Origin of the sequence: Hydrogenophaga intermedia, from assembly GCF_023715105.1 — a bacterium.
GTDB classification, from domain to species: Bacteria; Pseudomonadota; Gammaproteobacteria; order Burkholderiales; family Burkholderiaceae_C; genus Hydrogenophaga; species Hydrogenophaga intermedia_A.
In genome coordinates this window covers 267,601-284,809 of record NZ_JAMBNO010000003.1, presented here as the reverse complement: position 1 = coordinate 284,809, position 17,209 = coordinate 267,601, and the positions used below count along the sequence as shown (strand labels likewise).

General features: G+C 67.4%; 14 protein-coding genes. 9 read left to right on the top strand and 5 right to left on the bottom strand.

The window, feature by feature from the left end:
- Positions 1 to 208 precede the first annotated feature (208 nt).
- Positions 209 to 349, bottom strand: coding sequence for a hypothetical protein (locus tag M3149_RS04695; protein ID WP_251708167.1), 141 nt, complete (start codon positions 347 to 349; stop codon positions 209 to 211).
- A 192-nt stretch (positions 350 to 541) separates the two neighbouring features.
- On the opposite strand from M3149_RS04695, the gene M3149_RS04690 reads away from it, so the two are divergent.
- From M3149_RS04690 to M3149_RS04670, 5 genes are all read left to right on the top strand, one after another.
- A complete protein-coding gene (locus tag M3149_RS04690; RefSeq protein WP_251708166.1) occupies positions 542 to 2,332 on the top strand; it encodes an AAA family ATPase in 1,791 nt (596 codons plus the stop codon).
- Positions 2,329 to 3,651, top strand: a complete 1,323-nt coding sequence (locus tag M3149_RS04685) for a 5-methylcytosine restriction system specificity protein McrC (RefSeq protein ID WP_251708165.1) — start codon at positions 2,329 to 2,331, stop codon at positions 3,649 to 3,651. Before M3149_RS04690 ends, M3149_RS04685 begins: the two co-directional genes overlap by 4 nt.
- 175 nt (positions 3,652 to 3,826) lie before the next feature.
- The gene (gdhA, locus tag M3149_RS04680) at positions 3,827 to 5,170 is read left to right on the top strand and encodes an NADP-specific glutamate dehydrogenase (RefSeq protein ID WP_251708164.1); all 1,344 of its coding nucleotides are present in this window, start codon (positions 3,827 to 3,829) and stop codon (positions 5,168 to 5,170) included.
- A gap of 25 nt (positions 5,171 to 5,195) precedes the next feature.
- Positions 5,196 to 6,245, top strand: coding sequence for an acyltransferase family protein (locus tag M3149_RS04675; protein WP_251708163.1), 1,050 nt, complete (start codon positions 5,196 to 5,198; stop codon positions 6,243 to 6,245).
- On the top strand, positions 6,242 to 6,457 hold the full coding sequence (locus M3149_RS04670; RefSeq protein ID WP_251708162.1) for a hypothetical protein: 216 nt from the start codon (positions 6,242 to 6,244) through the stop codon (positions 6,455 to 6,457). Before M3149_RS04675 ends, M3149_RS04670 begins: the two co-directional genes overlap by 4 nt.
- A gap of 24 nt (positions 6,458 to 6,481) precedes the next feature.
- On the opposite strand, the gene M3149_RS04665 is transcribed toward M3149_RS04670, so the two are convergent.
- Entirely contained in the window at positions 6,482 to 6,973 is a 492-nt protein-coding gene (locus M3149_RS04665; RefSeq protein WP_251708161.1) for a hypothetical protein, read from the bottom strand.
- A gap of 10 nt (positions 6,974 to 6,983) precedes the next feature.
- Entirely contained in the window at positions 6,984 to 9,044 is a 2,061-nt protein-coding gene (locus M3149_RS04660) for an ATP-dependent helicase (RefSeq protein ID WP_251708160.1), read from the bottom strand.
- A 101-nt stretch (positions 9,045 to 9,145) separates the two neighbouring features.
- Between M3149_RS04660 and M3149_RS04655 the strand changes: the two genes are divergently transcribed.
- The 4 genes from M3149_RS04655 (at position 9,146) to M3149_RS04640 (ending at position 13,579) form a co-directional block, all read left to right on the top strand.
- Positions 9,146 to 10,108, top strand: a complete 963-nt coding sequence (locus M3149_RS04655) for an AEC family transporter (RefSeq protein ID WP_251708159.1) — start codon at positions 9,146 to 9,148, stop codon at positions 10,106 to 10,108.
- A gap of 219 nt (positions 10,109 to 10,327) precedes the next feature.
- Positions 10,328 to 12,529: a catalase/peroxidase HPI gene (gene katG, locus M3149_RS04650; protein ID WP_251708158.1), complete on the top strand. Its 2,202-nt coding sequence runs from the start codon at positions 10,328 to 10,330 to the stop codon at positions 12,527 to 12,529.
- 142 nt (positions 12,530 to 12,671) lie between these two features.
- A complete protein-coding gene (locus M3149_RS04645; protein ID WP_251708157.1) occupies positions 12,672 to 13,169 on the top strand; it encodes a GAF domain-containing protein in 498 nt (165 codons plus the stop codon).
- Positions 13,166 to 13,579: a response regulator gene (locus M3149_RS04640; RefSeq protein ID WP_251708156.1), complete on the top strand. Its 414-nt coding sequence runs from the start codon at positions 13,166 to 13,168 to the stop codon at positions 13,577 to 13,579. The genes M3149_RS04645 and M3149_RS04640 overlap by 4 nt, the downstream gene beginning before the upstream one ends.
- 3 nt (positions 13,580 to 13,582) lie before the next feature.
- Here the strand turns inward: M3149_RS04640 and priA are convergent, their stop codons facing one another.
- Together priA and hemE are read right to left on the bottom strand one after the other, a co-directional pair.
- Positions 13,583 to 15,637, bottom strand: coding sequence for a replication restart helicase PriA (gene priA / locus M3149_RS04635; RefSeq protein ID WP_251708155.1), 2,055 nt, complete (start codon positions 15,635 to 15,637; stop codon positions 13,583 to 13,585).
- Positions 15,638 to 16,049: 412 nt separating this feature from the next.
- A complete protein-coding gene (gene hemE / locus M3149_RS04630; RefSeq protein WP_251708154.1) occupies positions 16,050 to 17,153 on the bottom strand; it encodes a uroporphyrinogen decarboxylase in 1,104 nt (367 codons plus the stop codon).
- Between the last annotated feature and the right edge of the window lie 56 nt (positions 17,154 to 17,209).

Genomic DNA, 17,209 nt, shown 5'->3' with positions numbered 1-17,209 from the left:
CGCACCGCCACCATCGACCCCGGCGATGGCACCCATTGGCGCGTCGGCTTCGCCCTGCTGCGCCACGTCCTGGACGTTTGACTATCCGCTGTCATCCTCGTCAAGAGGGTGTTGAGGCGACGCTTACGGCCTTGTTGAAGATGTGGGAGAAGAGCGCCTTCTCGCGGTTCGCGCCCACTTTGGCTGCCTGGCCGCGAATGTCGAGGTACTAGCGGATGTGCATCGGCGCTATCAGCTCGATGGGCATGTGCCCGAACACGCGCGGCAGGTGCGCCAGTTCCTTGTCGTTGTCCTTGCGGGTGCGCACGGACTTGAGGAGGTGGACCTCCCGCACGTAGAGCCTGGCCATGACTGAGAACAGCCCGTGGAGTTGCTTTCCTTGGTGCTCTCGCGCTGTGGCGAGAAAAGCGCAATCGGGCAAGTAAGGTACTGTGTCGACCAGTGAGCCGGCGAATCGGCAAGTCCGAGGTCAATGCTCACAACCTGCGAAGATCGGCGCACAGGCCGATTCCAAAGCGTCACAGAGAGGAGCGCGAAATCCATGGCCCGTCACACGGAACACAATACCGACAAGATCTACTCGGTGGTGGAGGCGTTCCGCGCTAACTGCCTCCTGCGTGACGGCTCTCTGCTATTCGAAGGTTCATTCGTCTGGCGCTCGGACGTTCTGGAGCAAATCCATAGAGCATTCGTCGCTACCCCAGATGAGGGCGATCGATCCTTCATCGTCAAGTTCAAGGACCAAGTCGGCAAAGCCGGGCAGGAGGTGATTCGCTTGGCCGCGGAGATCCTGTGTGTCTACTTCCTGTTCCCGTCCAACGTGGGTGGCGCGCGCAAGCGACAGGTCGTCAACGAAGTTCTCGGCTGGGCCGGCGACAGCCTGCCCGAGACCCATCTGGTATCCCGTGCCTTCTCGAACGGCATCGGCAGCGGTGGGCAGGGCTACAACACCCGTCGACCATTCGAAATTGCGTTCCTGATCGATCTCGTCATTGCATGGAAGAAGTTACCCCCGGACCGGCAGGCAGAGGTTGCGGCAGACCCTTGGCTCTTTCAGGAATTCGTCGACGCCATCGAGGATGCCGAGTCCAAGCAGTTGCGGCACATGCTGCTGTACCTGCTGTTTCCGGACCATTTCGAGCGAATCGCGAGCAGCAGCCACAAGCGGAGAATCATCAAGGCATTCTCCGGGCTGGGTAGCACCGAATCGGAGGACGAAGATCGCGCGATCTTCGCCATCAGGAGTGAGCTCGAAAAGCTGGTGCCGAACCAGCCACTTGACTTCTACTGGTCCCCGCTCCGTGAGGCGTGGTACGACGACAGCGAGGGCGCATCGGAGGGGGCGCCGCTGGAGGTCATCCAGCACAAGAAGCAAATCGTTCTTTTCGGGCCTCCGGGCACTGGCAAGACTTATCGCGCCAAGAAGCTGGCGGAGCGCATCATTCGATCTGCAGCCTTGAGTCAGATGGGGCCTGCTCGGTACTTCCAGTCTCAGTCCGACATTGATACGGCCATCCAGGATAACGTCCACCGATTGCAGCTGCACCCAGCGTACAGCTACGAGGACTTCATCCGGGCGCTTCACATTTCCAACAGCGGGGGCACCGAGTACCGGGCGGGATACTTGCCCCGGCTCATCGAGGACATCGAGAAGAAGCCTCGCGCGCAGCGGCTGCCCCACGTCCTGATCCTTGACGAGATGAATCGGACAGACCTGAGCCGGATGCTTGGCGAATGCTTCTCGTTGCTTGAAGACCGCAACGAGACCATTGAGCTTCCAGCCCGCGACGGAGATGGGGCTGCGATGAGGCTGCGCATCCCGGACGATCTCTTCGTGATCGGCACCATGAATCTGATCGACCAGTCCGTCGAGCAGATCGACTTCGCGCTGCGCCGCCGCTTCCTTTGGATGCTGTGCCCGTTCGACGCAGAGGCTCTGATCGGTGCGGCCGAGGCTAAGTGGAGGGGCCTGAGTTCGGGCCTGGACTGGGATCGCATCGAACCGGACTTCCGCAAACTGGCCGCAGCAGCAGCAGCGTTGAACAGGGAGATCCACGGCAGCCCGCTGCTTGGCGCCCAGTACGAAATCGGGCACACCTATTTGCTCGACGTGATCGTGTTCTTGTGCAACTTCCTCGGCCCGCGGCCGATGCGCAAGCAGAACTACCTCTGGAACAAGAAGGGCGAAGCCCTTGAGCCGGTGGTGCAGGTGTGGAGCCTGTCAATTCGCCCGTTGCTGGAGCAGTACCTTGCAGGGCTGGATGCGGCTGCCCGTAATGCGGAGCTTGACCGGTTGTCAAAGGTTCTCCTCAAGCCCACGGTGGCCGAGTGAGACTCGTCGCGCGCGACTGTTCGCCGCTCGCGCCGCAGCCGACTGCTGCAGAGGCTGCCTGGCTGCGCCGACTCGCGATCAACGCACGCGCGACGGATCACGTGGTCCCGATTTCCGGTGAGCGTGACGAGGACGAGCCGGTTGTCTACTGCGCCTGGGATGGCACGTGGTGGGCCGGCCGATACGTTGGATCGCTCTCCTTTGAGGGGCACAGCCTGACCATCGAGCCGCGCTTTGGCCTGGCAACTCTGCGGAACTGGCTCTTCGAGGCGACGTCGGTCGTTGTGACCGACGCACCAGGAAAGCCGCGGGAGGACGAGTCCTTCATCGCCCAGCTCCTGGCGTCCGTGTGGACTCACGGGTTTATCGAGGCAGCACGACACGGGCTTCCAGCACTGCGCCGGGATGTCGCCACGTGGGGGCCGACGATTCGAGGCCGGCTCGATGTCCCGGCGTCTCTTCGGTTGATCGCTGCAGGCGGCGGCCAAGTCGTTTCCATACGCTCCGAGCGATCGCTGGACCACGCTGCGTCCGACGCCATCGTGGCCGCCTACGGAGTTCTGCGTCGCTGGCTTGGCGTACCAGACGAGCAGTGGATGCCCGCACGCGCGAAGGAACTGATCCCGAATCTGATGGCCGTCACTGGTGCGCGCCCGCGCGTGCCGACGAAGGCCGAACTCGATCGGATTCGCTACACGCCGATCACGGCCGGCTTTGCGCCGATTGCGGAACTGTCTCGGCAGATTGCGAACCGCAGAGGGCTTGCAGCCGACATTGACGCCAGTGGCGAGACCAGGGGTGTTCTGCTTGACGTAGCCGAGTTGTGGGAGATGTACGTGCTCAGCGTACTGCGGAGGGCCGCCGGGCCGCTGACCGTGACTCACGGCACCCGGGAGAAGGCCGCTACCAGGAAGATGCTCCTTAGCGACGTCACGGGTCAGGGGTTGGGCACGCTGATTCCGGACGCGATCCTCCATGCCGGAGGGCAGGTTCATGGGGTGGTGGACGCAAAGTACAAGTCGCTGCATCCGTCTGCTAGCGCGCCGAATGGTCCGCAACGCGAGGATCTATACCAAATGGCTGCTTACCTCGGTCGGTTCGTTTCTGCAGCCAGCAGGTTGTCATGGGGCGTGCTGGCCTACCCGGTGGACCCCGCCCGGCCATCGAGCCCACAGGCCGAACACTTGAGCCCCTGGAGCTTGGATGGCGGCAGGAAGGTCGTCTTCACCTCCCTGCCGCATGTCGCATCCGATGCGATCAACAAGCTCCGTGCGCTGGTTGCTCCAATGGTGTCAGATGAATCGGACTCTCGGGCGTAAGCCGACATCGGCCGGTTATCGATGCAAAACCTGCCCAAGAGTCAGGGGCTGACGTGTTCTGTTGGTACCCGGCATAGCGGCGGCGGCATGCCCGGCAGAGCGGTGTTTGCAGATGAATCAGTTTGGTGCGTCGGGCGTGCAAAATGGCGGGTTTTGCACTGTTTTGGGGATCGCTTTGAAGTACGCCAGCGCGCACCAGTTTCTTGAATACGTCGCCGGGCGCAACCCGGGGCAGCCGGAGTTCCTGCAGGCCGTCACCGAGGTGATGGAGAGCCTGTGGCCTTTCATCGAGTCGCACCCGAAGTACGCGGAGCACAGCCTGCTGGACCGGCTGGTCGAGCCCGAGCGCGTGGTCATGTTCCGGGTGTCGTGGGTCGACGACCATGGCGTGGTGCACGTCAACCGTGGCTACCGCATCCAGCACAGCATGGCGATCGGGCCTTACAAAGGCGGCATCCGCTTCCATCCCTCCGTCAACCTCTCGGTGCTGAAGTTCCTGGCGTTCGAGCAGACCTTCAAGAACGCGCTGACCACGCTGCCCATGGGCGGCGGCAAGGGCGGGGCGGACTTCGACCCCAAGGGCCGCAGCCCGGGCGAGGTGATGCGCTTCTGCCAGGCGTTCGCGGGAGAGCTGTTCCGCCACGTGGGCGCCGACACCGATGTGCCCGCGGGCGATATCGGCGTGGGCGGGCGCGAGGTGGGCTTCATGGCCGGCATGGTCAAGAAGCTCAGCAACCGGGCCGACTGTGTCTTCACGGGCAAGGGCCTGAGTTTCGGCGGCTCGCTGATCCGCCCCGAGGCCACAGGCTACGGCACGGTCTATTTCGCTGAAGAAATGCTCAAGACGCGCGGCATGGCGTTCGAGGGCCTGCGCGTGTCGGTGTCGGGTTCGGGCAATGTCGCGCAGTACGCGGTCGAGAAGGCCATGGCCCTGGGCGCGAAGGTGGTCACCGTGTCCGACTCCAGCGGCACCATCGTCGACGAGGACGGCTTCACGCCCGAGAAGCTGGCCATCCTGATGGACGTGAAGAACCACCACTTCGGCCGCGTGAGCGACTACGCGGCGCGCACGGGAGCGCACTTCGAAGCCGGCAAGCGCCCCTGGCATGTGCCGGTCGATGTCGCGCTGCCGTGCGCGACGCAGAACGAGCTGGACGCGCAGGACGCGGCCACGCTGATCCGCAATGGCGTGCGCTGCGTGGCCGAAGGCGCCAACATGCCCTCGACGATCGACGCGGCGCGGGCCTTCGAAGAGGCCGGGGTGCTGTTCGCGCCTGGCAAAGCCAGCAACGCGGGTGGTGTGGCCACCTCCGGTCTCGAGATGAGCCAGAACGCGTTGCGCCTGTCCTGGCCGCGCGAGGAAGTCGACGCGCGCCTGCTTCAGATCATGCAAGGCATCCACGCGGCTTGCGTGCAGCATGGTCAGCGAGGGCAGGGGCGGGTGAGCTATGTGGACGGCGCCAACATCGCGGGTTTCGTCAAGGTCGCCGACGCGATGCTGGCGCAAGGCGTGATCTGAACGGCCGTCGGCGGGGGCACGCACCGTGAACCGTTCGCCCCTGATCGACGCCACCAAGGCGGTGGCTTCGCAGCTCATCGTGCTGCATCACCTCGTGCTGTACGCGCCGATGAGCGATGCGCTCGCGGCCGCGTGGCCCGCGTTGGTCGAGTTCCTGTCGCAGCACGGGCGGCTGGCGGTGCAGCCGTTCCTCGTCATCGGCGGCTTCCTCACCGCGCAATCGCTGGATCGGCACCGCGGGCGGGCGTCATTGGCCCCCTGGTTGCCGATCGCGCAGCGCTTCCTGCGCCTGGCGCCGCCCCTGTGGCTGGCCTTGTTGCTGGTGGTGCTGGCCACCGCGCTGGTCGGGCGCTGGCTGGCGCACGCCGACTGGCTCTCGCCGCTGCCGTCCGTGGGCACGGCGCTCGCGCACCTGTTCTTCCTGCAGGACGTGCTGGGCGTGCCGGCGCTGTCGGCCGGCGTCTGGTACGTGGCGATCGACTTCCAGTTGTTCGCGCTGTTCGCCCTGCTGGCCTGGGCCTTCGGTGCGGCGGGCCGCCCGCTGGCGGAAACCTGGGCGCCGGTGCTGGTGGCGGGGGCCACGGTGGCCTCCATCGTGGTGTTCAGCCGCATGCCGGCGCTCGACGTGTGGGCAATCTACTTTCTGTCGGCCTATGGGCTGGGGGCGCTGGCGGCGTGGGCCGTAGGGCAGCCGCGCGCACGCGTCTGCTTCGTGCTGACCGCGGCTGTGCTGCTGGCCGACTGGTTGTTCGCGCCGAGGGCGCGCCCGATGCTGGCGCTGGCCACCGCGCTGGCCCTGTACGGTGCGGCGCACCTGCGCTGGCCCGCATCGGCCGGCCTTGCGCGGTGGGCGCAGCGTGTGATGCACTTCCTGGCCGATGTGTCGTACGGCGTGTTTGTCGGCCACTTTGCGGTGATCATTCTGGTCAGCGGCCTGTGGCATGCCATGGGGCTGTCGGGATTCGGGCCGGCGCTCGCGTTCACCGGTCTGGCCTGGGCCCTGGCCATCGCGCTGGGCGCGGGGCTGCAGCACGCGGCCGAGCGGTGGACACCGCGATGGAGGAGCCCCTCATGAAGACGATCCGTCCTGCATTGAGTCTTGCCTTGTCGGGCGTGGCGCTCGCGCTGGCAGCCTGCGGTGCCGAGGCGGTGGGCAGCGCCGCCACCGGTGCGGCCGTGAAGCAGCAGGAGCTGGAGAACGCGAAGCGCACCCAGCAGCAGCTGCAGCAGGACGTGCAGAAGGCGATGGAGATCCCGCCCGAGCGTGCGAAGCAGCTCGACCCTTGAGCGCCGTGGGCGCGCGCGCCGCGCTCAGCGCCAGCCGGGCACGCGCGTGAGCCGGAACGCCAGTTCGGGGTCGGGCGCACCGACGCCTTCGGCCGGGCGACGGGTGCCGTGGATGACAAGTTGGCCGGCGCACTGCAGCGCCTGGCCGCTCCAGACGGCCGATATCTCGCGGCCGTCCTCGGATTCGTCGAGGTGGAATTCACCGTCCGTGACGTCGCCCGAGACTTGCGAGCGCCGCATCTGCCCACCGGTGCCAAGCACCAGCGGGCCGCGCACACCGTCGGTGTATTCGGGGTGCCGCTCCAGGCGCAGCTGGCCTTGTTCACGCAGGCGCTCGGGCGGGCTGCCGGGCTCGCGCAAGTGAACCTGCCACTCACCGCCCAACTCGGCTGGCGGCACGTGCTCGCGCACCGTGCAGCCCGCGGGCAGGCCTGCGCCCGGCGCCGGAGTCTGCGCCTGCGCCTGCGGCAAGGCGAGCAGCGCAAGCGCCAGGGGCAAGGAGCGCAGCGCCTTCATGTCCGCGGCCTCATGCCTGTGCTTTCTGCGCATCCGCGCCGTCCTGCGCGCGTTTGGCGAACTCGGCGCGCAAGGCCTTGAGCTTCTCGCGCGGGTCTTCCTTCACCGTGGCCTGGTCGAGCGCCATCTCGACGATGAAGCGGCTCGGCGCGCCCGGCACGCTCTCGCGGCCCTTCTTGCGGCGCTTGAGCCAGCTCACCGCCAGCGTGCGCTGCGCGCGCGTGATGCCCACGTACATCAGCCGCCGCTCCTCCTGGATGCGCACCTGCTGCGCCTCGCCGCCGGCCTCTTCGTCGTCGATCTTGAACGGCAGCAAGCCCTCGTTCACGCCGGCCAGCACCACGTGCGGCCACTCCAGGCCTTTCGATGCGTGCAGCGTCGACAGCGTCACCACGTTCTGGTCCTGCTCGCGCTCGGAAAGCGTGGAGATCAGCGCGATCGTCTGCACCACCTCCAGCAAACTCTTGCGCTCGCTCTCGATCAGCGGGCCGGTGGCGTCGTCGATCCGTCCGCCGCAGCGGCCCGCGATCCAGTCGCAGAACTCCTGCACGTTGCCCCAGCGCGCGGCGGCCACCTTGTCGTTGTCCTCGCTGTCGAACAAGTGCTGCTCGTAGCCGATGTCCTTGAGCCATTCGGTGAGGAAGGCGCGCGCGGCCTCGTGGCCCACGGTGTGGCGCGCGCGGTATTCGAGGTCGTTCACCTGGCGGCCGAACTCGTGCAGTGTGGCAATCGCGCGGCCCGACACCGCGCTCGGCAGCGAGTGCGAGAACAGGGCCGCGAACAGGCTCAGTTTGTACTGCGTGGCAAACGCGCCGAGCTGCTGCAGCGTGGTGTGGCCGATGCCACGCTTGGGCGTGGTGGCCGCGCGCAGGAAGGCCGGATCGTCGTTGTTGTTGGTGATCAGGCGCAGCCAGGCGCACAGGTCGCGGATCTCGGCCTTGTCGAAAAAGCTCTGGCCGCCCGAAACCTTGTAGGGAATCTGTGCGCGGCGCAGCGCCTGCTCGAAGGCCTTGGCCTGGTGGTTGGCGCGGTAGAGCACCGCAAAGTCGCGCCACTCCTTGTGCTGCGAGTTCGCGCGCAGGCCCTGGATGCGCAGCACCGCGCGCTCGGCCTCGTGCTCCTCGCTGTCGGCGTCCACCACGCGCACCGGCTCGCCCTCACCGAGCTCGCTCCACAGCGTCTTGGGAAAAAGCTTGGGGTTGGGGCCGATGACGTTGTTGGCCGCGCGCAGGATGGCGCTGGTGGAGCGGTAGTTCTGCTCCAGCTTGATGACCTTGAGCTGCGGAAAGTCCTGCGGCAGGCGCTTGAGGTTGTCCAGCGTGGCGCCGCGCCAGCCGTAGATGGACTGGTCGTCGTCGCCCACGGCGGTGAAGCGCGCGCGTTCGCCCACCAGCAGCTTGAGCAACTCGTACTGCGTGGCGTTGGTGTCCTGGTATTCGTCCACCAGCACGTGGCCCATCTTCTGCTGCCACTTGGCGCGCACCGCCTCGTGCTCGCTCAGCAGCTTCAGCGGCAGCGCAATCAGGTCGTCGAAATCCACCGCCTGATAGGCCACCAGCCGCTCTTCGTAGCGCTGCATGATGAGCGCGGTGGTTCGCTCGCTCTCGTCGCGCGCCTGCGCCAGCGCGGCGGCGGCGTTGAGCCCCGCGCTCTTCCAGGCACTGATGGCCCACTGCCACTGGCGCGCGGTGGCGGCGTCGGTGGTGGTGCCGCAATCCTTGAGCAGGCTGGTGATGTCGTCGGTGTCGAGGATGCTGAACTGCTTCTTCAGGCCCAGCGCTTCGCCGTCCTCGCGCAGCAGGCGCACGCCCAGCGCGTGGAAGGTGCAGATCAGCACCTTCTTCGCGTCGCGCCCCACCAGCTGGCCGGCGCGTTCGCGCATCTCGGCCGCGGCCTTGTTGGTGAAGGTGATGGCCGCGATGCGGTCGGCGGCCAGCCCGGCCTGGATGAGGCGCGCAATCTTGTGCGTGATCACGCGCGTCTTGCCCGAACCCGCCCCGGCCAGCACCAGGCAGGGCCCGCCCAGGTGGTTCACGGCTTCAAGCTGGGCAAGGTTCAGACCGGCGGACATGGGCAAGGCAACGGGGCAAAGCGGGGGATCATAGCGAGGGGGGTGTCGCCCGGGGGTCATGGGCCGAGGGGCACGTGCCGCGGCCTGACACAATCCCGCCCGTGCTGCAGGTCCTGCTCGTCACCTTTCCGTTCTTCGCGCTCGTGCTCGCCGGTTACGTGGCGGCGCGCCGGCGCATGCTGCCGCTGGAGGCGATTCCCGGGCTCAACGGCTTCGTGCTGTTCTTCGCCTTGCCGTGCATGCTGTTTCGCTTCGGCTCCACCACGCCGATCACGCAGCTGCTGGACATGCGTGTGGCCGGGCTGTACCTGGTGTGCGGGCTGGTGATCGCGGGCGTGACGATCGCGCTCACGCTCAATGCGCGCATCCGCTGGAACGACGCGTCCTTCGGCGCGCTGGTGGCGGCGTTTCCCAACTCGGGCTTCATGGGCGTGCCGCTGATCGTGGCGCTGCTGGGCGCGTCGGCCGCGGGCACGGTGATCCTCACCATGGTGGTGGACATGCTGGTCACCACCTCCCTGTGCATCGCCCTCTCGCGCCTCGATGAGGCTGAAGGCAACGGCCGATCGGCCGTGTTCGATGCCGCGCGCAAGGCGCTCAAGGGCGTGCTCACCAACCCCATGCCATGGGCCATCGTGCTCGGGGGTGTGGCTTCGGCGTGGGCGTTCCGCCTGCCCGAACCGGTGGAGAAGACCGTGTGGCTGCTGGCCGATGCAGCCTCGCCGGTCGCGCTGTTCACCATCGGCGCGGTGCTGGCGCGCGCGCAGATGACGGCCAACCACCCGATGCCGCTGGCCGACTACCTGCCGGTGGCGGCGATCAAGCTCTTCGCGCACCCGTTGCTGGTGCTGGGCGCGGGGCTGGTGGCGATGCAGCTCGGCCTGGGGCTCTCCAGCCAGGCGCTCACGGTGATGGTGCTGGTCGCGGCCTTGCCCAGCGCCAGCAACGTCTCGCTGCTGGCCGAGCGTTTCGGCGCCGACAACGGGCGCATCGCGCGCATCATCCTGGTGTCCACGGCGGCCGCGTTCCTCACCTTCTCGGGCGCCGTCACGCTGCTGACTTGATGGCGCGCTCCGATGGCGCCCAGACATCAACAATAGTTGATGCCTATCAAGACAATCCGAACTGTTGCATGGACGAATCGCCCTGCGGTCTCTAGAGTCTGTCGGGTCGCCTGAAGTCGATGCACCATGGGTGCCCGTTGCCAGCCCCCACCCCGGGTGGGGTGCTGCGCCGCGCATGCGACCTCGCTCACACACCTCAGCCCCAAGAAGGAGACCGCCATGTCAGAAGCCAAGTGTCCATTCCACGCCGCCGGGGGTGCCCGCGCCACGCACGGCGCCCAGTCCAACGCCGACTGGTGGCCCAACCAGCTCAACCTGTCCATCCTGCACCAGCACCAGCCGGTGTCCAACCCGATGGACCCGGACTTCAATTACGCCGAGGCCTTCAAGAAGCTGGACTACAAGGCCCTGAAGAAAGACCTGGCCGACCTGATGACGCAGAGCCAGGACTGGTGGCCCGCCGACTACGGCCACTACGGCGGCCTGTTCATCCGCCTGGCCTGGCACGCGGCCGGCACCTACCGCACGGCCGATGGCCGCGGCGGTGCCAACACCGGCAACCAGCGTTTCGCGCCACTCAACAGCTGGCCCGACAACGGCAACCTCGACAAGGGCCGCCGCCTGCTGTGGCCGATCAAGCAGAAGTACGGCAACGCCATCTCCTGGGCCGACCTGTTCATCCTGTGCGGCAACGTGGCCATGGAAACCATGGGCTTCAAGACCTTCGGTTTCGGTGGTGGCCGTGCCGACATCTGGGCGCCCGAGGAAGACATCTACTGGGGCGCAGAAAAGGAGTGGCTGGCCACCAGCGACAAGCCCAACAGCCGCTACAGCGGTGATCGCAACCTCGAGAACCCGCTGGCCGCGGTGCAGATGGGCCTGATCTACGTGAACCCGCAGGGCCCGGACGGCAAGCCCGACCCGGTGGCCTCTGGCCGCGACGTGCGCGAGACCTTCGCGCGCATGGCCATGAACGACTACGAGACCGTGGCCCTGGTGGCCGGCGGCCACACCTTCGGCAAGATGCACGGCGCCGGCCCCGCGAACCTGGTGGGCCCCGAGCCCGAAGGCGCGCCGATCGAAGAGATGGGCTTCGGCTGGATCAACAAGCACGGCAGCGGCAAGGGCGGTGACACCACCACCAGCGGCTTCGAGGGTGCCTGGAAACCCAACCCCACCAAGTGGGACATGGGCTACCTGAAGGTGCTGTTCAAGTACGACTTCGAGCAGATGACCACCGCGGCTGGTGCCATCCAGTGGCGCGCCAAGAACGTGGCGCCCGAGGACATGATCCCCGACGCGCACGACCCGAGCAAGAAGCACCCACCCTCGATGACCACGGCCGACCTGTCGCTCAAGTTCGATCCGGCCTACGAGAAGATCGCGCGCCACTTCCTCAACAACCCCGAGGAATTCGCCGACGCGTACGCCCGCGCCTGGTTCAAGCTCACGCACCGCGACATGGGCCCCAAGAGCCTGTACCTGGGCCCCGAGGTGCCGAAGGAAGACCTGATCTGGCAGGACCCGATCCCCGCCGTCAACCACCCGCTGGTCGACGCCAAGGACGTCGCGGCGCTCAAGGCCAAGGTGCTGGCCTCGGGCCTGTCGGTGGCCGAGCTGGTGTCCACCGCCTGGGCCTCGGCCTCCACCTACCGAGGTTCCGACCGCCGCGGTGGTGCCAACGGTGCACGCATCCGCCTGGCCCCGCAGAAGGACTGGGAAGCCAACCAGCCGGCGCAACTGGCCAAGGTGCTCAAGGCGCTGGAAGGCATCCAGGCCGACTTCAACAAGGGCGCCTCGGGCGGCAAGAAGATCTCGATGGCCGACCTGATCGTGCTGGCCGGCTGCGCCGGTGTGGAGGCCGCCGCCAAGGCCGCCGGCCACAGCATCGAGGTGCCGTTTGCGCCCGGCCGCATGGACGCCTCGCAAGAGCAGACCGATGTGGAATCGTTCGGCGTGCTCGAACCGGTGGCCGACGGTTTCCGCAACTACCGCCAGAAGGCCTACAGCGTCTCGCCCGAGGAGATGCTGATCGACAAGGCGCAGCTGCTCACGCTGAGCGCGCCCGAGATGACGGTGCTGGTCGGTGGCCTGCGCGTGCTCGGCGCCAACGTGGGTGGTTCCAAGGCCGGCGTGTTCACGCAGCGCCCGGGCCAGCTCACCAACGACTTCTTCGTCAATCTCGTGGACATGTCGACCCAGTGGAAACCCACCGGCGACAACACCTACGAAGGGCGTGACCGCAAGAGCGGCGCGGTGAAGTGGACGGCCTCGCGTGTCGACCTGGCCTTCGGCTCGAACTCGCAGCTGCGCGCCATCGCCGAGGTGTACGCGCAGAACGACAACGGCAAGAAGTTCGTGAAGGACTTCGTGGCCGCGTGGAACAAGGTGATGAACCTGGACCGCTTCGACCTCGCCTGATTGACGGCCGGTTGACATGAAGCCCCCGCGGCCCTGCGCCCCGGGGGCTTTTTCACGCTCGCAGGCTTCAGCTTTGCGCGCTGCGTGCCGATATGAAGGACGTGATGCCGAGAGGCCCCATGCGCGCAACGCCCAAGACACGATGATCCCTGCCCCCATCCCCCCGGACGAAGAGGCCCGTCTGCAGGCCTTGCGTGAACTGCTCATCCTCGACACACCGCCCGAGGAGCGGTTCGATCGCATCACGCGTTTTGCCATGAGCGAGTTCGAGGTGCCGATTGCCACCATCTCGCTCGTGGACCGCGATCGGCAATGGTTCAAGTCCAATTTCGGCCTCGATGCCTGCGAGACCTCGCGCGACGTGTCGTTCTGCGGGCACACCATCCTCGAGCGGCGATTTCTCGTGGTGCCTGACGCGCTCAAGGACGAGCGCTTTCGCGACAACCCGTTGGTCAGCGGGCCGCCCTGGATCCGCTTCTATGCCGGGGCGATCCTGCGCCTGCCCTACGGCCCCGCGGTGGGCGCGCTGTGTCTCATGGATCGTCGCCCGCGCGAGATCGACCCCATCGGCCTGTCCATCCTGGGTTCGCTGCGCGACCTGGTGGTCGAAGAGATGGTGCGCAAGGAGCTCGTGGCATGACGGTCCTCAGCGTGCAGGCCACCGCGCCGCGCTTGCTGATCGTCGAGCCCGACCGGCTCGTGCGCAGCACCGTCTCGGGCGTGTGCCGTGACCTCGATCTGGCCCAGGTCCACCAGGCCGCGACGGTGGCTGTGGGCCTGCAGATGCTGCAGTCGCAAGCGTTCGACCTGTGGCTCGTCTCGCTGGCCGAAGGCGACGTCGCGCTCGACCTGATCGAGCGCCTGCGGCGCGGTGAGTTCGTCACGCGCACGGACGTCCCGGTGGCCGTGATGGCCGCCAGCGCCGACGCGCAGGTGGTGCAGCGCCTCAAGCCACTGGGCATCCGCCGACTGCTGTTGCAGCCGTTCAAGATCCGCGACGTCGCGGTGACGGTCGAGACCTTGTGCGGCGCGCTCACCGTGCAGGCCTGAACCTCACACGGTGAGCGGGTCGACGTCCACGGCGAAGCGGATCAGGCCGCGCGCCTCGGGTGCGCTGCGCGATTGCAGCAGCAGCGGTTGCCAGGCCGACAGGAAACGCTGCAGCGCGGCGCGCGAATCGCTCTCGATCAGCAGTTGCGCGCGTTCCACGTTGGCCACGCGCTGGATGGTCAGCGGCACCGCGGGGTAGAGCGTCACCGCCGCCAACTCGGGCAATGCCCGCGCGGCGCGCGCTGCGGCCTTGAGGAATCCCTGTGCGGCCTCCTGCGTGCGCGCGTCGGCACGCAACAGCGCCTGGTGCGCAAACGGCGGCATCGCCGCGGCCTGTCGGTCGGCCAGTTCGGCGCTGGCGAAGCCGGGGTAATCGTGGGCACGAAGGTGCGTGAACAGCTTGTGTTCGGGGTGCCAGGTCTGCACCCACAGCTCGCTGCTGTCGGCGTGCACGGCGTCGCGCCCGGCGCGGCCGGCGGCCTGCAGCAGCAGCGCGAACAGCCGCTCGGGCGCGCGGTGGTCGCTCGCGAACAGCGCGGCATCGGCGTTGATCGCGGCCACCAGCGTGATGCGGCGAAAGTCGTGCCCCTTGGCGATCATCTGCGTGCCCACCAGCACATCGACGTCGCCCGCGTGCAGGGCGGCCAGTTGCGCTTCCAGGCTGCCCTTGGCCTTGGTGGTGTCGGCGTCCATGCGCGCCACGCGCGCGGGCCCGCCGTCGGGGCGGCGCGCATCGGCCAGCAGGCCGGCCAGTTGTTCTTCCACCTGCTCGGTGCCGCGGCCGATGGGCTCGATGTCGAGGTTGCCGCAGTCGGGGCAGGCGCGTGGCACGCGCTGCGTGAAGCCGCAGTGGTGGCAGCGCAGCGTGCGGTCGAGCTTGTGGAACACGCGGTAGGCGCTGCAGTGCGGGCAGCCGCTCTTCCAGCCGCAGGCGTGGCAAGCCAGCACCGGCGCGTAGCCGCGGCGGTTGATGAGCACCAGGCTTTGCTCGCCGCGCGTCACCCGTTCCTGCAGCGCGGCCAGCAGCGGCGGGGCGATCAGCGCGCCCTTGGGCTGGTGGTTCATGTCCACCAGGCGCAGGCGCGGCAGCGCGCCGCCGCCGATGCGAGAGGGCATGGCCAGACGCCGGTAGCGGCCCTGCTCGCTGGCGTGCCAGCTCTCCAGCGAGGGCGTGGCCGAACCGAGCACGACCCGCGCACCGGCGACTTTCGCGCGGTAAATCGCGAGGTCGCGCGCCGAGTAGCGCGCACCATCCTGGCTCTTGTAGCTCGGGTCGTGCTCCTCGTCGACGACGATGAGCTTCAAGCCCGGCAGGCTGGCGAACACCGCCAGCCGCGTGCCCAGCACGATGCGCGCGCGGCCGGTGTGCGCCGCGATCCAGCCGGCCAGGCGCTGCGGCGGTGTCATGCCGCTGTGCAGGCTCACCACCGCGTCGCCACCGTGGGCGGCGGCAAAGCGCGCGCGAAAGCGCTCTTCAAGCTGTGGCGTGAGGTTGATCTCCGGGACCAGCACCAGCACCTGGGCCGCGGCGTCGCTGGCCAGGGCGTGCGCGCAGGCCTGCAGGTAGACCTCGGTCTTGCCGCTGCCAGTGGTGCCGAACAACAGCGCCGGGGTGTCGGCGGCATCGATCTCGGCCAACGCCGCGGCCTGCTCGGCACTCAGGGTTCGCTCGCTGTCGCCCAAGGTCTCGGCGGCCACGGCCCGCGCCGGGCGCTTGAGGCGGCGTGCCAGTTGTTCGGGGCTCAGGTCGCGCAACGGCGGTGGCAGTGCGGCCAGCGCCACCTCGCCCAGGCTGCGCTGGTAGTAGCGCGCCGCAAAGCTCACCAGCTCGCGCCATCCCTGGTCCAGGGGCGGCAGGGCGTCGAGCACCTGCGCCACGTCGCGTGCCTGGTCGGGCGCCAGGCCTTCGGGTGGTGCGTCGTCGCAACGCCAGACAATGCCCAGCACCTCGCGCGCGCCCAGGGGCACGCGCACCAGCGCACCGGCGGGGAGCGGCCGCTCGCTGCGGTAGCTCAGCGCCTCGCCCACCCCGCTGTGCGCCGGGGTGGCCACCACCACGGCGGGCCAGTAACAGGTGCTTATGGCAGGTTCCTCACGTTCGTCGGCGAAAACACGCCTAAGTGCTTGATGTCAAAGGCCGGAAGAACATATCCAACGGAACTGTGGATAACTTTGTTGATAGGTGTATTCCCCGGCGCTGTGGCCCTTGAAAATCAACACTTTGCTTAAATTGCCCAGAAAACAGGCAATGCACAAAGCTGTTTTAAATCAATGGCTTACGTATGCAGATCCCCTTGGTGCCGGTATCGCAGGCGTGTGTTGGGACATGGCGCACCGCAGCACAAATTTTGTGCATAACTGGCAACTGTCAAGCGATTTTTCGGATTGATTTTGTGCTAGGGCGCGTGTATGACGGCCGCATGACAGCGCCGCGGTGCTGCGGATTTCGCAGCACCGCATGGGGGAGAAATCAGACCGTCTGGCGCATGCGCCGCGAATGCGAATGCACCGCGTCGACCAGCGCCGTCACGTGCTCGGGCGGTGTGTGCTGGCTGATGCCGTGGCCCAGGTTGAAGATGTGCGTGGGCCCGGTGCCGGCGCCGCTGTGCGGGCGGCCGAAGCTCTCGATCACCTTGATCACCTCGGCCTCGATGGCCGCGGGCGGCGCGAACAGCACGTTCGGGTCGATGTTGCCCTGCAATGCCTTGGCGCCGGGGCCCTCGCCCACCAGCGCGCGGGCGCGGGCGAGCGAGACGGTCCAGTCCAGCCCCAGCACCTCGCAGTCGAGCGGTTTCATCTCGTCCAGCCACAAGCCGCCACCCTTGGTGAACACGATGCGCGGGATGACAACGCCCGCGTGTTCGCGCTTGAGCTGGGCGAGCACGCGCTGCGTGTAGGCCAGGCTGAAGGCCTGAAAGGCGCCGTCGGCGAGCACGCCGCCCCAGCTGTCGAACACCATCACGGCCTGCGCGCCGGCCTCGATCTGCGCGTTCAGGTAGGCGGCCACCGCGTCGGCGTTGATGGCGAGCACACGGTGCATGAGGTCGGGCCGCGCGTACATGAGCGTCTTGACGTGGCGGTAGTCGTCAGAACCGCCGCCCTCGACCATGTAGCAGGCCAGCGTCCAGGGGCTGCCCGAAAAGCCGATCAGGGGCACGCGGCCGTTCAACGCGCGGCGGATCGAGGTGACCGCATCGAACACGTAGCGCAACTTGTTCAAGTCGGGCGCCGCAAGTGCGGCGACATCGGCCTCGGTGCGCACGGTCTTCTCGAACTTCGGGCCTTCGCCCATCGCGAACGACAAGCCCAGGCCCATGGCGTCGGGCACGGTGAGGATGTCGGAGAACAGGATGGCCGCATCCAGCGGGTAGCGCTCCAGCGGCTGCAGCGTGACCTCGGTCGCGTAGTCCACGTTGGTGGCCAGGCCCATGAAGCTGCCTGCCTTGGCGCGCGTGGCGCGGTACTCGGGCAGGTAGCGGCCTGCTTGCCGCATGAGCCACACGGGCGTGTGGTCGGTGGACTGGCGCAGGCAGGCGCGCAGGAAGCTGTCGTTCTGCAAAGGGGCAAAGGGCATGGGCGTGGATGGGGGCCGGGGGTATGGTCCGGCCGATTATGTCTGCGCCCTGCGCG